Raw genomic sequence first — 20309 nt, 5'->3', positions numbered from 1 at the left:
GGGTGCGCTCAGGCGCCGAGCTCGTTGTCGATGAGGGCGAACAGCTCGTCCGTGGTCGCGGTTTGCAGGACGTCGGCGGCCTTGGTGCCGGCCAGGGTCTGGTGCAGGGCGGTCACCATCGCCTGCAGGCGGACGACGATCCGGGACCGGTCGATCTCCGCGGCGTCCAGACCGGACGCGACCGCCTCGAGCCGGTCCAGTTCCGCCTCCAGCGGGACCGCCGCCTCGCCGCCGCCCAGCTGGGTCCACAGATGTTCGGCGAGCGCCTGCGGGTTGACGTGGTCGAACGCGACGGTGGCCGGGAGTTTGAGCCCGGTGGCGGCCCCGAGCCGGTTGCGCAGGTCGACCGCGGTGACCGAGTCGAACCCGAGTTCCTTGAACGCGCGGGCCGGTTCGACCGCCGAGCCGTTGTCGTATCCGGCGACCACGGCGACCTGGCCGCGGACCAGCTCCAGCAGTGTCCGCTGCTGTTCGGCGGGCGTCAGCGAGGCGAGCTTCCCCTTCAGGTCGCCGGTGTCCTCGACCGGGCCGGTCTCCTCCTCGGCGACCTCGGCCAGCGCGCGCAGCAGCGGCCGCGGCCGGGCGAGCTGGTACACCGGGGCGAACGTGGCCCAGTCGATGTCGGCGACCACCAGGTGGGTCTCGTCGCGGTCCAGCGCCTGGCCCAGTGCCTCGGCAGCGAGTTCCGGAGCCATTTCGGCCAGGCCGATGCGGCGCAGCAGGTCGCTCGCTTCGGCGTCGACCATGCCTCCGCCGCCCCACGATCCCCACGCGACCGCGGTCGCGGTGCGTCCCGCGGCACGGCGACGGCGGGCGAGCGCGTCGAGGTAGGCGTTGCCCGCGGCGTAAGCAGGCTGGCCGGAGGTGCCCCACACGGCGGCGCCGGAGGACATCAGCACGAACGCGTCCAGCTCGGTGTCGCCCAGCAGTTCGTCGAGCAGTGCCGCGCCGGTGATCTTGGCGCGGGTGGCGGCGGCGAACTCCGCGGGCGTGACGTCGGCAAGGGCCGGCTCGTCGGTCAGGACACCCGCGGCGTGCACCACTGCCGTCGGCGGGTGCTCGGCCAGCAGCGCCGCGAGCGCCTGCTTGTCGGTGACATCGCAGGCCGCGACCGTGACGCGGGTGCCAGCCAGCTCTTCGACCAGCTCACGCGCGCCTTCAGCGTCGAGACCGCGGCGGCTGGTGAGCACGAGGTGCTCGGCGCCCCGTCCGGCCAGCCAGCGGGCGACGTGCGCGCCGACCGCGCCCGTGCCGCCGGTGACCAACACCGTTCCCCGCGGCTTCCACTCCGCGTCAGTCGCGGGCAGCGGAGCGCGGACCATGCGCCGGGCGAACACCCCGGACGGCCGGATCGCGACCTGGTCCTCGTTGTCGGTCCCGGACACCACGGCGGCCAGCCGCGCGGCGTCCGCGGGGCCCTCGATGTCGACCAGGCCGCCCCAAGCGGCGGGCTGGTCGAGCGCGACGACCGTGCCGAGTCCCCACACCGCCGCGGCGGCCGGGTCGGCGTCGGAGAAGGCGTCCACCGCGACCGCACCACGGGTGACCACCCACGCCGGGGCGTCAACCCCGGTGTCGCGCAAGGCTTGCAGCAGCGCGACGGTGCCGGCGACCGGAGTGCTGAGCGCGGGGTGCTCGGCGTGTTCGCGAGTGTCGAGCGCGAGCAGCGACAGCACGCCGTCGAACGGCCGCACCGCGGTCGCCTCGGTGAGCAGCCCGGCCAGTTCGGCACGGTCCGCCGTCGCGATCACCCGGACGACGTCGCCCTGCGCGGCGAGTGCATCAGCCAGCTCGGCCGCTTCCGGAACATCGGCGGGGACGACGACCAACCAGGTTCCGGCCAGCTCGCCCGCGACGCTCACCGGTGCCCAGGAGACTCGGTAGCGCCAGGATTCTATTGTGGACAGATCGGTGCGGCGGCCGTGCCAGGCGGCCAATGCAGGGACGACCTCGGCCAGCGGGGCGGGTTCGACGCCGAGCCGGGTGGCGAGCGCGTCGACGTCGCCCGCGGCGATGTCCTGCCAGAAGTCCTGGTCGGCGACTTGGGCTCCGGTCACCGGCACCGCCGCGGCCTCTTCTTCGTGCCAGAAACGCTTGTGCTGGAACGGATACGTCGGCAGTTCCACGAGCTGTGCGCCGGGAACCAGCGAGGCCCAATCCGCCGCGCCGCCGCGGACCGAGTGCTCGGCCAGCGAGGTCGCGAACCGGGTCAGACCGCCTTCGTCGCGGCGCAGGGTCCCGGTGACGGAACCGTTGTGGCCGCCTTCGTCCAGGGTCTCCTGGATGCTCATGGCCAGCACCGGATGCGGGCTGATCTCGATGAATCGCGTGTAACCCGCCTCGGCGAGCTTCGCGACCACCGGCGCGAAGCGGACCGTCGTGCGCAGGTTGGTGAACCAGTACCTGGCGTCCATAGTGGACTCGGTCACCGGCTCCTCGGTCACCGTGGAGGTCATCGCGACCGTCCCCGCGCCGGGGGTGATCGGGGCGAGGTCGGCCAGCAGCCGGTCGGCGAGGTGCTCGACGTGCGCGGAGTGCGACGCGTAGTCCACCGGCACCCGCTTGGCGCGGAAACCCTCCTCGACCAACTGGTCGCGCAACTCGTCAAGGGCGGTGCCGTCGCCGGACAGCACGGCCGACGTGGCGCCGTTGTCCGCGGCCACCGAGATCCGGCCGTCCCAGGCGTCGAGCCGGGAGCCGAGGCCGGAGGCGGGCAGGCCGACGGCGAGCATCCCGCCGCCCCGGCCGCCGAGGACGTCGCCGATCGCCTTGCTGCGCAATGCGACCACCCGGGCACCGTCCTCAAGGGACAGTGCACCCGAGACGCTCGCGGCGGCGATTTCGCCCTGCGAGTGGCCGATCACCATGTCCGGCTCCACGCCGTGCGCCCGCCACAGCGCGGCCAGCGAGACCATCACCGCCCACAGCATCGGCTGCACCACGTCCACGCGGTCGGCGGGCGGCGTGCCGGGTTCGCCGCGCAGCACCGCGAGCACCGACCAGTCCGCGAACTTCCGCAGTTCCGCGTCGCACTCGGCCATCCGCTCGGCGAACACCGGCGACTGCTCCAGCAACGCGGTCGCCATTCCGGTCCACTGCGAGCCTTGGCCGGGGAACACGAACACGGTCTTGCCGCGTGCGTCGGCGGTACCGGTGACGACGTCTGGGCGCGATCCGCCGGAAGCCAACGCCCGCAGCGCTTCCGCAGCCTGTGTGGAATCCTGCGCGACAACTACCGCGCGGTGGTCGAGCCGGGCTCGTCCGGTGGCGAGGGTGTGCGCGATGTCGGCGAGCCCGTCGGCGTGACTGTCCACATGGGACGCGATCCGGCCCGCTGTCGCGGCGAGCGCGGCCGGGGTCTTCGCCGACAGCACGAGCGGGTGGACCACCGGCGCGGGCGGTTCTTCCCGCTCCTGGCCCGGTGCCTGCTCCAGGATCACGTGTGCGTTGGTGCCGCTCACGCCGAACGAGGACACGGCCCCGCGGCGCGGCCGGTTCACCTCGGGCCACTCGCGCGGCTCCGTCAGCAGTTCCACCGCGCCCGCGGTCCAGTCGACGTGCGTCGAAGGGGTGCCGACGTGCAGCGTCTTCGGCAGCTTGGCGTGCCGCAGCGCCTGTACCATCTTGATCACCCCGGCGACGCCGGCGGCGGCCTGCGGGTGGCCCATGTTCGACTTGATCGAGCCGAGCAGCAGCGGCTCCCCCGTCGTGCGCTGGCCGTAGGTTTCCATCAGCGACTGCGCTTCGATCGGGTCGCCCAAAGCGGTTCCGGTGCCGTGTGCCTCGACAGCGTCCACATCGGACACTGAGAGCCCGGCGTCAGCGAGCGCCGCCTCGATCACCCGGACCTGCGAGGGACCGTTCGGAGCGGAGAAGCCGTTGCTCGCGCCGTCCTGGTTCACCGCGGAACCGCGCAGCAGCGCGAGGATCTGGTGCCCGTAGCGGCGCGCCTCCGAAACGCGTTCCAGCACGAGCACGCCGACGCCCTCGGCCCACGACGTGCCGTTCGCATCGTCGGAGAACGACTTGCTGCGGCCGTCCGCGGCGAGACCGCGGCGGCTGGAGAAGTCCACGAACATCTCGGGCGTGCCCATCACGGCGACGCCGCTGACCAGCGCGAGCGTGCAGTCTCCGCGACGCAGTCCCTGGGCGGCCATGTGCAGTGCCACCAGCGAAGACGAGCACGCGGTGTCCACCGACACCGACGGTCCTTCGAGACCGAGCGTGTAGGAAACCTGACCGGACACGAGGCTGCCTTCGGGGCTGCCGCCGCTGTAGTCGTGGTACATCACGCCGGCGAAGACACCGGTGGGGCTGCCCTTCAGCGCGTGCGGGTCGAGCCCGGCGCGCTCGATGGCCTCCCAGGACGCTTCGAGCAGGATCCGCTGCTGCGGGTCGGCACGACGGGCGTCGCGCGGGCTGATGCCGAAGAACTCGGCGTCGAAATTCGCCGCGTCGTAAAGGAAACCGCCGTGGCGCGTGTAGGTCTTGCCGGGCCGCTCGGGCCTCGGGTCGTAGACGCCCTCGATGTCCCAGCCGCGGTCGGCCGGGAACTCGCCGATCACGTCGCGGCCCTCGTCGACGACGTCCCACAGGTCGTCCGGCGTCGCGATGCCCCCGGGGTAGCGGCAGCTCATGCCGATGATCGCGATCGGCTCGGTGTCGCGCGCCTCCAGCTCGTGCAGCCGGCGGCGGGCCTGCTTGAGATCGGCCGTCGCACGCTTCAGGTAGTCGCGGAGCTTGTCCTCGTTGCTCATGGTCTGCCCGTTCATGAGATGCCCAATTCGTCGTCCAGCACGGCAAACAGCTCGTCGTCGGTGGCCTCGTCCAGACCGGCTTCGGTTTCGGCTCCCGCGTGCGCGTCGGTCCACTTGCGCACCAGGGCGTCCAGTCGCGCGGCGACCTTCGCGGTCGAGCCGTTCAGCGTTCCGGCCGCGCCGCCGAGGAGGGTTTCCAGGCGGTCGATCTCGGTCAGCAGCGGCTCCGCGGCGCCGCGGGCCGGGCCGAGCAGCTCGTGCAGGCGCCGGGCGAGCGCGGCGGGTGTCGGATGGTCGAACACGATGGTCGCGGTCAGCTTGAGGCCGGTCAGCGCGCCGAGCTGGTTGCGCAGCTCGACCGAGGTGAGCGAGTCGAACCCCATTTCCTGGAAGGCCCGCTCGGGCTCGACGGACGCGGCCGAAGCGAAGCCCAGCACCGCCGCGACCTGCTCGGCCACCACATTCAGGAGGTAGGCCTCGCGCTCGGACTCGGGCAGCGTGCCCAGCCGGGCGGCGACCGCGGCTCCGGAGCGGGCGGCCGGGCGGCGGCTCGGCGCGGGCCGCACGAGCCCGCGCAGGACCGGCGGAAGAGCGTCGCTGCGGGCGCGCAGGGCCGCGAGGTCGAGCTTCACCGGCGCGAGCACGGCGTCCTCGGCGGTGAGGCACGCGTCGAGCAGCGCGAGGGCTTCCTCGGTGGCCATCGGCGGCGTGCCGAGGCGGCGCAGCCTGCGGAAGTCGGCCTCGTCCAGTTCGCCTGCCATGCCGCCGTCCTCGGCCCACGCACCCCAGGCCAGTGCCGTCGCCGCGAGTCCTTGGGCCTGGCGGTGGCGAGCCAGCTCGTCCAGGTAGGCGTTGGCGGCGGCGTACCCGGCCTGACCCGCGGCGAGGACGGTGCTCGCGGCCGAGGAGAACAGGACGAACGCGGCCAGGTCGCCGGTCAGCTCGTGCAGGTTCCACGCGCCGTCGACCTTGGGGGCGAAGACGCGGTCCAGCTCGTCGTCGGCGAGGGCCTCGACCCGGCCGGCGGCGGGGACGCCCGCGGCGTGCAGGACGGCGGTCAGCGGCGCCTCGGCCGGGATCGCGTCGAGCAGCGACCGCACGGACGCCGCGTCGGTGACGTCGCAGCTCGCGATCGTCACCTCGCCGCCCAGCTGCCGGAGCTCTTCGCACAACTCGGCCGCGCCGGGCGCGTCGGCGCCCCGGCGGCTGGTGAGCAGCAGACGGCGCACGCCGTGCCGCGTCACCAGGTGCTTCGCGACGACCGCGCCGAGCCCGCCGGTGCCGCCGGTGATGAGGACGGTCCCGTCCGGGTTCCAGTTCAGCTCCCCGGCTGGCGGAGTCGCGGGGGTCAGGCGCGGCACGAGAACCTTGCCGCCGCGGACGGCCGTCTCGGGTTCCCCGGTGGCCAAGGCGGCTTCAGCAGTGCCGTTCCCGTCGAGGTCGACGAGCGCGAACCGACCCGGGTTTTCGGCTTCGGCCGCCCGCACCAGGCCCCACACCGGAGCGAGGACCGGGTCGACGTCCTCGCCGTCGACCGACACCGCGCCGCGCGTGACCACGGCCAAGCGGGTCTCGCCGTCCTCGGCGAGCAGTTCCCGGATGGCGGTGAGCACCTGTCGCGTGACCGTGCGGGCCGCTTCGGGCGGCGGACCGTCCGGAGTGGACACTTCCAGCACCTTCGCGTCCGCGGCGTTCCCGTTGTTCCCGGCGGGTTCCCACTCCACCCGGAACAGCGAGTCCCGGTTCGAAGCCAGCTTGTCCAGCGAGATCGGCCGCGCGGCAAGGGATTCGACGGACAGCACGGGCGAGCCAGCGTCGTCGGCGATCCGCAGCGTGATGGTGTCCGGACTGGTCGGCGAGACGTGCACCCGCAACGCCGCAGCTCCCGCGCGATGCAGGGTGGTGCCGCTGAAAGCGAACGGCAACATCGGTTTCGCTTCGCCTTCCTCGGGTGCCGGGCCGAGCAGCTGGGCGTGCATCGCGGCGTCGAGCAGCGCCGGGTGCAGACCGTAACCGACGGCGTCGGCGGCGTCGGGCAGGACGACGTCGGCGTACACGTCGTCGCCGTCGCGCCACATCGCCCGCAGGCCCTGGAAAGCGGTGCCGTAGTCGTAGCCCAGCTCCGCGAGCCGCGCGTACGGGTCGGCCAGCTCGACCTCGACGGCCCCCGTCGGCGGCCACTCGGCCAAGTCGAACGACGGCGGCTCCGCCTCGGTGCCGGCGAACCCCTCGGCGTGCCGGATCCAGGCGTCCTGGCCGTCGGGTCGCGAGTGGACGGCGATCCGGCGGCGGCCTTCGTCCTCGGCGTCCACCGAAACCTGGATCGCCGCGCCCGCGCCCTCGGCGAGGGTCAGCGGGGCGTGCAGCGTCAGCTCCTCGATCCGGGCGCAGCCCGCTTCGTCGGCGGCGCGCTGCGCCAGTTCGAGGAAAGCCGTGCCGGGCAACAGGATCGTGCCGAGGACGACGTGGTCGGCGAGCCACGGTGCGGTGGTGGTCGACAGCCGGCCGGTCAGCACGAGCGTGTCGGAGTCCGGGACTCGCACGACGGCGCTCAGCACGGGGTGTCCGGCAGGCTCCTGGCCGTGGTCCGCGATGTCCCCGGCAGCAGTGGTGGCGGGTGCCCAGTAGCGGGTGCGGCGGAACGAGTAGGTGGGCAGCGCGACCCGGCGGGCACCGGCGTAGAACGCGGCCCAGTCCACGGGAATCCCCCGGGCGTGCAGGGTCGCGAGCGCGGTGACGACGGTGTGGGCTTCGGCGCGGTCCTTGCGCTGCGCCGGGACGAAGGCGAGTGCGTCGTCGTCCAGTGCGGTCCGCGCGGCGGCGGTGAGCACCGCGCCCGGCCCGATCTCAACGAACGTCCGGACGCCTTCGCCAGCCAGCGTGCACACGCCGTCGTGGAACCGGACGGCCGCGCGGACCTGGTGCACCCAGTACTCCGGAGTCGTGAGGTCGGCATCGGCCGAGACCGTCGAGACGATCGGGATCGCAGGTGCGGCATAGGAAAGCTTCTTCGCGACGGCGGCGAACTCGGCGAGCATCGGCTCCATCAGCGGCGAGTGGAAAGCGTGCGAGACCCGCAGCTTCGAGGTCTTGCGACCCTCGAATTGAGCGGCGACGGCGGCGGTTCCTTCTTCGGTACCGGAAATCACGAGCGCGTCCGGGCCGTTGATCGCGGCGATGCTCACCTCGTCCGTGAGCAACGGCGTCACCTCGGCTTCGGTGGCTTGAATCGCGACCATCGCGCCGCCCGAGGGCAGGGCCTGCATGAGCTTCGCGCGCGCGGCGACCAGCGTGCAGGCGTCGCGCAGCGAGAGGATTCCGGCGACGTGCGCCGCGGCCAGCTCGCCGATCGAGTGCCCGAGGAGGAAGTCCGGCCGCACGCCCCAGGTTTCCAGCAGCCGGAACAACGCGACCTCGACGGCGAACAGCGCCGGTTGCGTGAAGCCGGTCTGCTGCAGTGCTTCCTCGTCTTCGAGAACCGTCCTCAGTGGACTGTCCAGGTGCTGGTCCAGTTCGGCGGCCACGGCGTCGAGCGCTTCGGCGAAGGCCGGGTACTGCTCGGCGAGCGCCAGGCCCATCCCGGCGCGCTGGGCGCCCTGACCGGTGAACAGGAACGCCGTCCGGCCGTTGCCCCGCCGATCGCGCACTACGCCGGGCGCGTCGGCACCCTCGGCGAGCGCGTTCAGCCCGGCAAGCAGTTCCGCGTGGTCGGCACCGACGACGACGGCCCGGTGGTCCAGCGTCGAACGCGTGGTGGCGAGGGAGAAACCGATGTCGGCGAGCGAACCGGCGGCATCGGCGAGCCGCTGCGCCTGCGCGGCCAGGGTGTCCGCCGAGTCGGCCGACACCGGCCACGCGACGACCGGCAGCGCGGGCGGGGTCGTCGGCTCCTCCGAGGCAGCCTCCGCCTGCTCAACGATCACGTGGGCGTTCGTGCCGCTGATGCCGAACGACGACACCGCGCCACGCCGAGGCCGAGACACTTCGGGCCACGCACGGGACTCGGTGAGCAGCTCGACCTTGCCCGCCGACCAGTCGACGTGCGGCGAGGGCGCGTCCACGTGCAGGGTCTTCGGCAGCACGCCGTGGCGGATGGCCTGCACGACCTTGATCACGCCGCCGACGCCCGCAGCGGCCTGCGCGTGCCCGATGTTCGATTTGAGCGAGCCGAGCCAGAGCGGCTCTCCGGCCGCTTCGGAGCGCTGACCGTAGGTCGCCAGCAGGGCCTGCGCCTCGATCGGGTCGCCCAGCTTCGTCCCGGTGCCGTGGCCTTCGACGAGGTCGACGTCCGAAGTGGACAGTCCGGCCGATTCGAGCGCCTGCTGGATGACCCGCTGCTGCGCCGGTCCATTGGGGACGGTGAGCCCGCTGGAGGCGCCGTCTGAGTTCACCGCGCTGCCGCGCACCACGGCGAGCACGTCGTGGCCGAGCCTGCGGGCGTCGGACAGTCGCTCGACAACGAGCACGCCGACACCCTCGCCCCAGCCGGTTCCGTCGGCGCTCGCGGCGAATGCCTTGCAGCGGCCGTCGTCCGACAGGCCGCGCTGCTCGGCGAAGTCCACGAACGTCCCGGGCGTGGCCATCACCGTGACCCCGCCGACGAGAGCCAGCGCGCAGTCCCCGCGGCGCAGCGCCTGGGCGGCCCAGTGCAGCGCGACGAGCGAGGACGAGCACGCGGTGTCCACCGTCACCGCCGGACCCTCCAGCCCGAGCGCGTACGCGACCCGTCCGGAGACGACGCTGCCAGCGGCTTCGTGGCCGAGGTAGTCGTGGTACATCACCCCGGCGAACACGCCGGTGTTGCTGCCGCGCAACGTCTCCGGCACGATGCCGGCCCGCTCCAGCGCGGTCCAGGACGTCTGCAGCAGCAGCCGCTGCTGGGCGTCCATCGCCCGTGCCTCGCGCGGCGAGATGCCGAAGAACTCGGGGTCGAACTCGGCGGCGTCGTAGAGGAAGCCTGCCTCGCGGGTGTTCGTGGTGCCGGGCCGCTCGCCCGAAGGGTCGTAGAGCGCGTCCAGCGCCCAGCCGCGGTCGGCCGGGAACGGGCCGATGGCGTCGGTGCCGGTCGCCACCAGCTCCCACAGGTCTTCCGGGGAACTGACGCCGCCGGGGTAGCGGCAGTCCATGCCGACGATCGCGATCGGCTCGGTCTCGGCCTCCCGCGCGTCCCGCAGGGCCTGCTTCGCCTCGCGCAGTTCCGCGGTGGCGCGCTTGAGGTAACCGAGCAGCTTGCCCTCGTTTTCCGTGCTCACGTCATTGCCCCCAGTCCGGCGCGGGCGAAGCAGAAATTGGCACTCACGTAATCGACCGCCTCGGGAAGTTGCCGCGATTTCCAGGTGATTCCGGGAAAAACGCTATCCAGATGTGGTGCCCCGTCCCACCCCTAACCGACGGAGTCCGGGGTCGGCGACCGGCGGACATGCGTGAGGGCCGCCCTGCGGGAAATTCATTCCCTCAAGGCGGCCCTCACGGACTTCTGCGGTGCGGTCAGCGAATCAGTTCGTCCACCACGGTGCGCGGGGCGGGCAGTGCCGCGATTTCTTCCCGCAACGCCTTCGCGGCGCGGTCGAGCTCTTCGTCGGCCGTCAGTGTGCGGGCCGCTTCGCTGGAGCCGGTCTTCCCGGCTCCGGCCGCCGCGATGCGCGCGGTAATCGGCGATTCGGCAAGGGAAAGCTGGGGCAGGCCATGCGCGGCCGCCGCGAGCGCGAGGGCCGCGTCGCCGTCGTGGATGACCGCGGCGCACGTCGGCAGCAGCGCGGCCGGCGGCACGGAGTCGACCAGCCGAGCGTTGGCCGGCAGCGTGACCCCCTCCGGCACGCGGGCCGAGCACACAAGTTCGAAGTCCGCTTCCGCGACCGCGTCAAACAATGGGCCGAACAGCGTTTCGTCGGTGAGGGAAAGCAGAACGCGACTGCGTCGTGCCTTGCGCCGCAACCAGTTCGGCACCACCACGGGACCGAAGTAAGGCACGTGCCGCACCGCTCGCACGGCTGTTTCACCGGTCCGCAGCGACGGCGGCACGGTGTCCAAAGTGACGTCTGCGGTGTCGTCCGCGTCCGGCTCGTCCAGCGCGCCGAGGACGCGGACGGCGACAGCTCCGACCGCTCGCGCGGCGGCCGTTCCCGCCGGGGCGAGGGCGTCGGAGACCACGACCTGGGGGCGCCACAACTCGGCGAACTCGGCCAAGGCCGCGGACTCGGCGAGCGCCTCTTCGGCACCGTTTTCCAGTTCGACCGCCACGCAACTGGTGCGGAGGATCTCCTCGGTGAACGAAGGGCGTCCGGCGATTTTCACGTCATGGCCCGCCGTCCGCAATGCCCACGCGAGTGGCGCGAGATTGTGCAGCCGGGCGGGCGAAGACGGGGCGGCCATGAGCACACGCATGGAATCCACTCCAGGAAAAGGAAACCGGGGCACGCCCGGCGCGAATGGTTGATCCGAGATTAGCCGCGCCGGAGATGCCCCAGTACCCCTATTGCGCCGCCGATCAGGGACACCCCGGTCGTGCTTCGCCGTCGACAGCCCGGCCTTATCCGCCCGCCCCGGACACCGCGCGCAGGCGGCGGTCCCATTCGCGCGCGGCCCATACGCCGCCCGCCAGCACGCCGCCGCCGAACAGCACCCAGAGCAGCCACGATGGGTCCCAGTCCCCGTTGAGGACGCCGTCCAGCAGCCAGATCACGATGTGGACGACGCTGACGAGCAGCCACAGCGCGATTGCGACCCGCGGCGCCGCCTCGAGCGCGGGCGGGATGACGTCCCCGGTCTGTCCGGCGACCGCGACCCGCAGCGCGGCTTGCGTGGTCGCGGTTTGGACGCGAGCCAGCCGCCGGGCCGCTTCGGCGACGTCGTACTCGCCTTGCGAGCGGGCGTGCTCGATCTCGGTGGCCGCCAGTTTCCGGTCCAGCTCGGTGACCCGGCCCGCGAACCGGCGGGTCGCGTTCACGACAGCGGACCTTCGGCCAGAACGCGTTCCGGCGCGGGCTTGGATGCCGCCACGACCATTCCCGTAGCCTCTCAGCTTGATTAGTGTAGGGCTTGCACAGTTTACTCGAAGGGCGCCGCGGAGCGGAAGGCGGCAGCTGGGCACGATCGGGTCGGGCACCGGTGACGCTCGGCGTGCAGCGCCGTTTTCGCGCGCGGAAACGGCGGAGGCACCCCGCCGAACGGGGCACCTCCGCCGCCTGAGTTACGCGGCTACCGCGAGCCGAGCCACTCCTCGACGGCCTGCGCGGTCGTCGCCGAACTGCTCTCGACCAGGCTGAAGTGGTCGCCCGGGACTACCGCGGTGTCATCGGACAGGCTCCAGGCCGTCCGCCACGCCTCCGAATCCCCGGTCACGGCCTCGCCCGCGTCGAACCGGTCCTCCGGGCGCACCAGCAGGCTCGGCGCCGCGATCTTGGGCAGGGTGACCTCGGGAAGCACCTCCAGGTACTTGGCGAGCGCGGTCAGCTTGGTCCGGTCGTACGGCCCGTACCGGTCCTCGTTCGCGAGCAGCCCCGAGACCAGGCCGAGGGTGGCCTCGTCCCGTTCCGCCTGGTCGCTGCGCTGCATGTCCTCGCCGCCGGCCGCGTACGTGTCCAGCAGGACGACCGCGGCCGGGCCGGTGCCCGATTCCTCCAGCCTGCCCGCGATGGCGTGCGCGAAGATCCCCGCCGACGAGTAGCCCAGCAACGCGAACGGCTCATCGCCCACGGCCTTGCGGACGCTCTCGGTGAGCACGTCCACGATGGCCTCGGCGGACTCGGGCAGCAGCTCGCCCGAGAGGAATCCCGGCATCGGCAACGCCGACAGCGTGCGCACGCCGCGGAAGTGCGAGGCGAACCGTGCGTACTGGTAAGCGCCGCCCATCGCCGCCGGGGTGGACAGGCACAGCAGGTGCGGCTGCTTCGGTCCTTCGGCCATCCGGACCGGTGCCGGGAGCTGGTCGATGTCGGCCGACGACCGGAACGACTTCCGCAGCCGGGCCGCCGCGCTCAGCAAGCCGATCCCGTTCTCCGTCTGTCCGGAACGGACCGCTTCGGTGAACATCTGCTTGAGCCCGTCGGAAGCCGGGTCCTCCGGCGAAGCACCGCCCGCACCGTCCAATTCGGACAGCAAGTGGACGGTCAGCGCCATCGGGTTCTGGTGGTCGAAGATGACCGTCGGGGACACGCTCAGCCCAGTGGCCTCGTTGAGGCCGTTGCGCAGGCCCACCGCGGTCACCGAGTCGAAGCCCGATTCGAGGAAGTGCCGGTTCGGGTCGACCTCGGCGGAGTCGGTGTAACCGAGCACGGCCGCGGTGTGCTCGAGCACGACCTCCAGGAGGATTTTCTCGCGCTGTGCCTGGGTTTGCCCGGCCAGCCGCTTGCGGAGCGCGTCCGGGTCGGCCGCGACGCCGGTGCTCGCCGCGCGGCGCACCCGGACCGGCCCGGCCTTGACGGTTTCCACCGGTGCGGCAACGGTTTCCCGCACCTCGGCGACGGGACGCACCGTCACGGCCTCGATCGAGGCGACCGGCTTGCCCGCCTGGTCGGCCAGCGTCACCGCGACCGCGTCCTCGCCGACCGGAGTCATCCGCACGCGCAGCTTCGCCGCCGAGGTGGCGTGCAGTTCGACGCCCGCCCACGCGACCGCGAGTCCCGGCTCGCCGCTGGGCAGCAGGCCGAACGCCTGGATCGCAGCGTCCAGCGCGGCCGGGTGCAGCCCGAACCGGCCGGCCTGCTGGCTCGTCTCCTGACCGAGGCTCACCTCGGCGAACACCTCGTCACCCCGACGCCAGCCCGCGCGCAGACCCTGGAACGCAGGGCCGTGGCTGAGCCCTCCTTCTGTCGGTGCCTCGTATCGCACCGGCACCGGTTCGGCGGCGGCGGGCGGCCACTCCTCAAGCCCTTCCGGCCGGGCCTTCCCGCCGGTCAGCGATCCGGTCGCGTGCCGGATCCACCCGGCGATCGGGTCGTCCGGACGCGAATACACCGTCAGCGACCGCGCGCCGTCCTCGTCCCGAGCGCCGACCACGGCCTGCACCTGCATCTTCCCGCACTCCGGCAGCACGAGCGGCGTATGCACGACCAACTCCTCGACCCGCGAGCAGCCCGCCTCGTCACCGGCGCGGACGGCGATCTCGACGAAAGCCGCGCCCGGCACCATGATCTCGCCGCCCACTGTGTGTTCGGCCAGCCACGGGTGAGTGCCAGCAGAGAGCCGGCCGCTGAGCACGATGCCGTCCGAGTCCGCCAGCCACATCGCCGCGCCGACGAGCGGGTGCCCGGTCGACTCGAGCCCGGTGGCGCCCAGGTCGCCGCTCGACCTGATCGCCTCCATGTCGACATCCGGCCAGTACCGCTTGCGGTGGAACGCGTACGGCGGCACCGGCACCCGCCGCACCTGCTGGCCCGCGAACAGGCGCGTGCCGTCGAGGGCGAGACCGTCCACATGCAACTGTCCGGCCGCGCGCAGCACCGCGGCGGTCTCGGCAAGATCGCTAGGCAGCACAGGCAGTTCGGCGACGTCCTCGCCGGGTCCGGTCAGGCACGGCCGCACGTCGTGCGCGAGCGCGCCGCCGGGACCGAGGTCCACGAACCGGTTCACCCCGGCCGCTTCGAGGCTGCGGACCGCGTCGAGGAAGCGGACCGGCTCGCGCAAAGTGGCGACCCAGTGCGCGGGCTCGGACAGTTCGTCCCCGGCCAGCGCTCCGGTGACCGTGGAGACCACCGGGACGCGCGGGGTGCCGTACGACAGCTCGCCAGCGATCTCGGCCAGCTCCGCCAGGACCTCGTCCATCCGCGGCGAGTGCGCGGCCTGCGGCCGGGCGGTCAACAGCGGACGCATTTCCTCCTCGCTCGCTTCGACCTCGACCATCGCGCCGCCGGGCATTTCCTCGAGCAGCTGCGCGCGGCTGGCGACCAGTTTGACCGCGTCGGGCAGCGAAAGCACGCCCGCGACGTGTGCGGCGGCCACCTCGCCGCCGGAACGGCCCAGCACGTAGTCGGGCCGCTGCCCCCAGAATTCGAGCAGCCGGAACAGAGCGACCTGCACGGTGAACAGCGCCGCCTGCGTGAACGACGTCCGCGCGAGCTGTTGAGCGTCCACCGAGCCCTCCTCGGCGAACAGGACGTCCAGCAGCGGCCGGTCCAGGTACGCCCCGAACTTCTCGCTCACGTCGGTGAATTCCCGGGCGAACGCGGGGAAGGCCGCGCAGAGGTCCTTGCCGCTGCCGGGCCGGACGGCGGCGTGGCCCGCGAACAGGAACGCCGTCTTCGCGCCCGCCCGGACGCTGCCGCGCAGCACCGTGGCGGCGGGTTCGTCGTTCGCCAGCGCGGCGAGCCCCGCGAGCAGTTCCTGCCGGTCCGCACCGACCACGACGGCGCGGTGCGGGGCCGGGGCACGGAAGGTAGCCAGCGAGTACGCGAGGTCCGCCAGTCCGGGTTCGTCAGCGGTCAGCCGGGACAGCAGTCGCTCCGCCTGCAACGGCAGGGCTTCCTTGCTGCGCGCGGAAAGCAGCAGCGGCAACGGCCCGTGCGACTCGGGTGCCGCGGGCTCGTCCTTCTCCTGCGCGGGCGCCTGCTCGATGATCACGTGCGCGTTGGTGCCGCTGTATCCGAACGAGGACACCCCGGCGCGGCGCGGACGTCCGGCGTCCGGCCACGGGATGGTTTCAGCCAGCAGCCGGACCTGGCCCGCCGACCAGTCGACCTGCGTGGTCGGGTTGTCCGCGTACCGGGTCATCGGCAGTTGCTCGTTCCGCAGCGCCATCACCATCTTGATGACGCCGGCGACCCCGGAAGCGGCTTGGCTGTGACCGATGTTCGACTTGACCGAGCCCAGCCACAGCGGGCTGTCGCCGGGCCGGTCCTGCCCGTAGACCGACAGCAGTGCGCGCGCCTCGATCGGGTCGCCGAGGGTGGACCCGGTCGCGGATGCCTCGACAATGTCCACATCGGACGGTTTCAGCCCGCCGAGCGCGAGTGCCTTGCGGATCACGCGTTCCTGCGAGGATCCGCTGGGCGCGGTCAGCCCGTTGGACGCGCCGTCCTGGCCCACCGCGCTCGACCGGATCACCGCGAGGATCTCGCGGCCGTCGCGCACGGCGTCCGAAAGCCGCGCGACCACGAGGACGCCGACGCCTTCGGACCAGCCGATGCCGTCCGCGTCCGCGGAGAACGACTTGGACCGGCCGTCGGCCGCGGTGCCGCCGGAATCGAAGTGGGCGAACGGGCTCGGCGAGGTGAGCGCCGAAACGCCGCCGATCAGCGCGAGCGAGCAGTCGCCCTGGTTGAGCGCCTGGCTCGCGGAGTGCAGCGCCACCAGGGACGACGAGCAGGCCGTGTCGATCGAGACCGACGGCCCCTCCAGGCCGAGCGCGTAGGACACGCGGCCGGAGACCACGCTGCCGAGCACGCCGGTGCTGCGGAACAGGCCGTTGGTCTCCATGTCGCCGGCGGGCCCGGGGTCGTAGTCGGACTTCATGACCCCGGCGAAGACGCCGGTGTCGCTGCCCTTGAGCGAAACCGGGTCGATCCCGGCCCGCTCCAGCGCCTCCCAGCAGGTCTCCATCAGCATCCGCTGCTGTGGCTCGATCATCGGGGCCTCGTTGGGGCCGATCCCGAAGAAGGCCGCGTCGAAATCGGTGATGTCGTGCACGAACCCGCCCTGCGGCACCCGTCCGCTCGCCTCGACCAGGCCGAGCCAGTAGTCCATGTCCCAGGACCGGTTGGCGGGGAAGGCGGAGATCCCGTCCCCGCCTGACGACGCGAGCTGCCACAGCTCCTCCGGGGAGGCGACCTCGCCGGGATACCGGCAGGCCATCCCGATGATCGCGATCGGCTCGTCCCCGGCGAGGGCGGTCAGCGTGACCGTCTCCTGCTTGCCGTCCAGCTCGCCGAGCAGCGACTGGTACAGGTGCTCGGCCAGCTCCGCCGCGGTCGGGAAGTCGAACACGAGGGTGGGCGGCAGGGACAGCCCGGTGGCCGCGCCGAGCTGGTTGCGCAGTTCGACGGCGAGCAGCGAGGTGAAGCCGAGGTCGTTGAACGCGCGGTCGACGTCGATGAGGTCCGCGGAGTCCTGGTCGAGCACCGCGGCGATGTTGGCGAGGACGACCCCGCGCACGGCCTTGAGTCGTTCGGTGGCGGGAAGCGCGAGCAGCTTGCCCCGCAAGGAATCCGGGTCGGCTTCAGCGCTGGCTTGAGTGGCGGTTTCCGGGGCGCCGGCGGCGCGCCGTGCGACCGGTTCCGGCGCGCGTCTGGACTCCCGGCGGGGTGCGGCGGCGCGGACAGCGGCGAGCTGTTCCTCGGAGATCTGCCGCAGCGTCAGTGCTTCGACCGAGGCGACCGGATTCCCTGCCACGTCGGCGAGTTCCAGTGTCACGGTGTCCGGCTCCGTGCGCCGCAACCGCACCCGCACCGCGGCGGCACCGGAGGCGAACAGCTCGACGCCGGACCAGGTGTACGGGAACGAGATGCCTTCTGCGTCGCTGGCAAGGCCGAGCGCGTGCAGGGCCGCGTCGAGCACGGCGGGGTGCAGTCCGAAGCCTGCCGCGTCGCGCTTGGCCCGTTCGGGCAGGCTCACCTCGGCGAAGATCTCGTCCGCACCGCGCCACGCGGCCCGCAAGCCGCGGAACACCGGTCCGTAGTCCAGGCCGCGGTCCGCCATTTCCTCATACAGGTCCGCAATTTCCAGCTGCTCGGCCTCGGCGGGCGGCCAGGAAGCCGGCGCGAAGGACGCCGCGCCGTTCGCGGCGGCCAGCACCCCGCTGGCGTGCCGGGTCCATGTTCCTTCGCCGGTCAGGTCGTCGGTGCGCGAGCTGATCACGAATGAGCGCGCCCCGGACGCGTCCGGGGCCGCGACGTTGACCTGGATCCGGACGCCGCCTTCCGCGGGCAGCGCCAGCGGCTCCTGCAGGGTCAGCTCGCGCAGCCGGGAGCACTCCACCCGGTCCCCCGCCCGGATGGCGAGTTCCACGAAACCCGTGCCGGGGAAGAGGATCGAGCCGCCCACGGCGTGGTCGGCCAACCAGGGGTGAGTACTGACGGAGACGCGTCCGGACAGCACGACGCCCTCGGAGTCCGCGAGCACGGTGGCCGCGCCCAGCAGCGGGTGGTCGACCGGCTCCAGGCCGAGGGAGACCGGGTCGCCGTAGATCTTGGCCGACTGCATCCAGTACCGCTGCCGTTGGAACGCGTACGTGGGCAGTTCGGCGAGGCGTGCGCCGCGGCCGGCGAAGCAGGCCTGCCAATCCGGGGAGACCCCGTGCGCGTGCAGCTCCCCGATCATCGCAGTCACGGCTTCCGCGGGCCGGTCGCCGGTCGGCGTCGACACAACGAGGGCGTTCCCGGTCAGGCTTTCCCGCGCGCCCGCGGGTCCGAACTCGACGAACCGATTGACGCCCTGGGCTTCCAGGTGGCGGATCCCGTCCGCGAAGCGGGCCTTCGCGCCGAGCCGCCGGACCCAGTACTCCGGTGAGCGCAGCTCTTCCTCGGTCGCCAGCTCCGTGCCGCCGCCCGGCAGCACCGGAATCTCCGGCTCCGCGTAGGTCAACGGCTCGGCCGCCTTCCGGACCGCATCGGGTCCGGCGTCGGCGGCTGCCACCAGCGCGGCCGCGTCCGCCAGCGACAGCACGCCGGAAACGTGCGCGGCGGTCAGCTCGCCGATCCCTTTCCCAGTAACGAAGTCCGGGGTGAGCCCCCACGACTCCAGCAGCCGGAACAACGCCACCTCGACAGCGAACGCGGTGCCGTTCTCGGCCAGCGTCGCGCGGGCTTCTTCGTACGCGGTGGCGAACGCGGGGAACGCGGCGCTCAGCTCTTGGCCGAGACCGTCGGACGCGGTACCGGAGAACAGGAACGCCGTCGACGTCTCGCCGCGCGCCACCCCGTGCACGACCTCGGAGGAAGTCTCACCCTCGGCGACCGCGGTCAGGCCGCGAAGCAGGTCCTCTCGGCCGGTCCCGGTGACCACGGCCCGGTGCGGGAACGCCGACCGGCCGGTGGCGAGGGAGTAGCCGATGTCGAGCGGGTCGAGACCCGGATTGCCGCGAACGTGCTCCAGCAGCCGCGCGGCCTGTGCCTGCAGCGACTCCGGGTTCCGGCCGGACAGCACCCACGGGATCGCGCCGCCCGCCGGGGTTTCCGGCTGCTCGACCGCGGTGTCTTCGGGAGCCTCCTCCAGGATGATGTGCGCGTTGGTGCCGCTCATGCCGAAGCCGGACACCGCGGCGAGGCGAGGCCGGTCGGCGCGCGGCCAGTCCGCCGGTTCGGTGAGCAGTTCGACGCCGCCGGAGGCCCAGTCCACCCGGTGGTTCGGCTCGTCCACGTGCAGCGTCTTGGGCAGCAGGTCGTTGCGCAGCGCGAGCACGACCTTGAGCAGCGAAGCGACCCCGGCCGCCGCCTGGGTGTGCCCGAGGTTCGACTTGATCGAGCCCAGCCGCAGCGGCCGGCCGTCCGGCCGTTCCTTGCCGTAGGTGGCCAGCAGTGCCTGCGCCTCCACCGAATCGCCGAGCGGGGTCGCCGTGCCGTGCGCCTCCACGAGGTCGACCTGGTCGCCGGACACCTGGGCGTTGGCCAGCGCCTGGCGGATCACCCGCTGCTGGGCCGGGCCGCGCGGCGACATCATCCCGTTCGAGGCGCCGTTCTGGTTGACCGCGCTGCCGCGGACGACCGCGAGCACCGGGTGACCGTTGCGGCGTGCGTCCGAAAGCCGTTCCAGCAACAGCATTCCGGCCCCCTCGGACCAGCCGATGCCGTCCGCGGACTCAGAGAACGAACGGCACCGGCCGTCGACCGACAGCGTGTCGTCGACGCTGAACTCGGCGAACGTCTGCGGGGAAGCCATCACCGTGACCCCGCCGGACAGCGCGAGCGAGCACTCGCCCTGGCGCAGGGCCTGCACCGCCATGTGGAGAGTCACCAGCGAGGACGAGCACGCGGTGTCCACGGTCACCGTGGGCCCTTCGAGACCGAACGCGTAGGCGAGCCGTCCGGACACCACCGCGGAGGAACCGTAGTGGCCCGGGTAGTTGTGGTACATCACCCCGGTGAACACCCCGACCGGGCTGCCCTTCACCGACGCGGGCTGGATCCCGGCCCGCTCGAACGACTCCCAGGTGGTCTCCAGCAGCAGGCGCTGCTGCGGGTCCATCGTGAGCGCTTCCCGCTCGCCGAACCCGAAGAACCCGGCATCGAACTCAGGTGCGTCGTAAAGGAAACCGCCGTGCCGGGTGCGGCTGGCCCCGGGCCGCTCGCCGGTCGGGTCGTAGAGGCGGTCGGTGTCCCAGCCTCGGTCGGTGGGGAATTCGCCGACGACGTCGGAGCCGTCGGCCAGCAGCCGCCACAGGTCCTCCGGCGTGCGCACACCGCCGGGAAACCGGCAGGCCATGCCGACGATCGCGATCGGCTCGTGGCCGGCCCCGCTGAGCTTCTTGTTCTGCGCGCGAAGACGCTCGGTCTCCTTCAGGGACGCACGGAGGGCGTGAACCAGCTTGTCGTCGGACTTGTTCATTCAGACCTTCTCCTGAGTCGCGTGGTCGTCGGCGCGGTGCGGGCCGGTTCGCCAGGGCACGGCTGCCGGGAGGTCCCC

Annotated in this window: 4 protein-coding genes and 1 pseudogene; all 5 read right to left on the bottom strand. The window is 72.4% G+C overall.

Translation table 11 applies throughout. The annotated features are described in order from the left end of the window. Positions 1–8: 8 nt before the first annotated feature. Positions 9–5423, bottom strand: coding sequence for a type I polyketide synthase (locus FKO37_RS14080; protein WP_374204297.1), 5415 nt, complete (start codon positions 5421–5423; stop codon positions 9–11). Between the two features lie 116 nt (positions 5424–5539). Continuing rightward, positions 5540–10009 (bottom strand): annotated as a pseudogene (locus FKO37_RS14075) (SDR family NAD(P)-dependent oxidoreductase); the annotation flags it as partial. A 235-nt stretch (positions 10010–10244) separates the two neighbouring features. Continuing rightward, complete coding sequence (locus tag FKO37_RS14070; RefSeq protein ID WP_238604597.1) at positions 10245–11141, bottom strand: nucleotide disphospho-sugar-binding domain-containing protein; 897 nt, start codon at positions 11139–11141, stop codon at positions 10245–10247. Positions 11142–11286: 145 nt separating this feature from the next. Next, on the bottom strand, positions 11287–11703 hold the full coding sequence (locus FKO37_RS14065; protein WP_043836763.1) for a DUF1707 domain-containing protein: 417 nt from the start codon (positions 11701–11703) through the stop codon (positions 11287–11289). A 251-nt stretch (positions 11704–11954) separates the two neighbouring features. Beyond that, a complete protein-coding gene (locus FKO37_RS14060) occupies positions 11955–20231 on the bottom strand; it encodes a type I polyketide synthase (protein WP_238604596.1) in 8277 nt (2758 codons plus the stop codon). Between the last annotated feature and the right edge of the window lie 78 nt (positions 20232–20309).

Source organism: Amycolatopsis sp. Poz14 (assembly GCF_006704225.1).
GTDB lineage: Bacteria > Actinomycetota > Actinomycetes > Mycobacteriales > Pseudonocardiaceae > Amycolatopsis > Amycolatopsis nivea.
This window is presented reverse-complemented; position numbering and strand designations above follow the sequence as displayed.

What these genes read in the sequence shown, in the direction of transcription:
- FKO37_RS14070 (WP_238604597.1), bottom strand. Translation starts at nt 11,141, where the DNA reads ATGCGTGTGCTCATGGCCGCCCCGTCTTCGCCCGCCCGGCTGCACAAT.
- FKO37_RS14060 (WP_238604596.1), bottom strand. Translation starts at nt 20,231, where the DNA reads ATGAACAAGTCCGACGACAAGCTGGTTCACGCCCTCCGTGCGTCCCTG.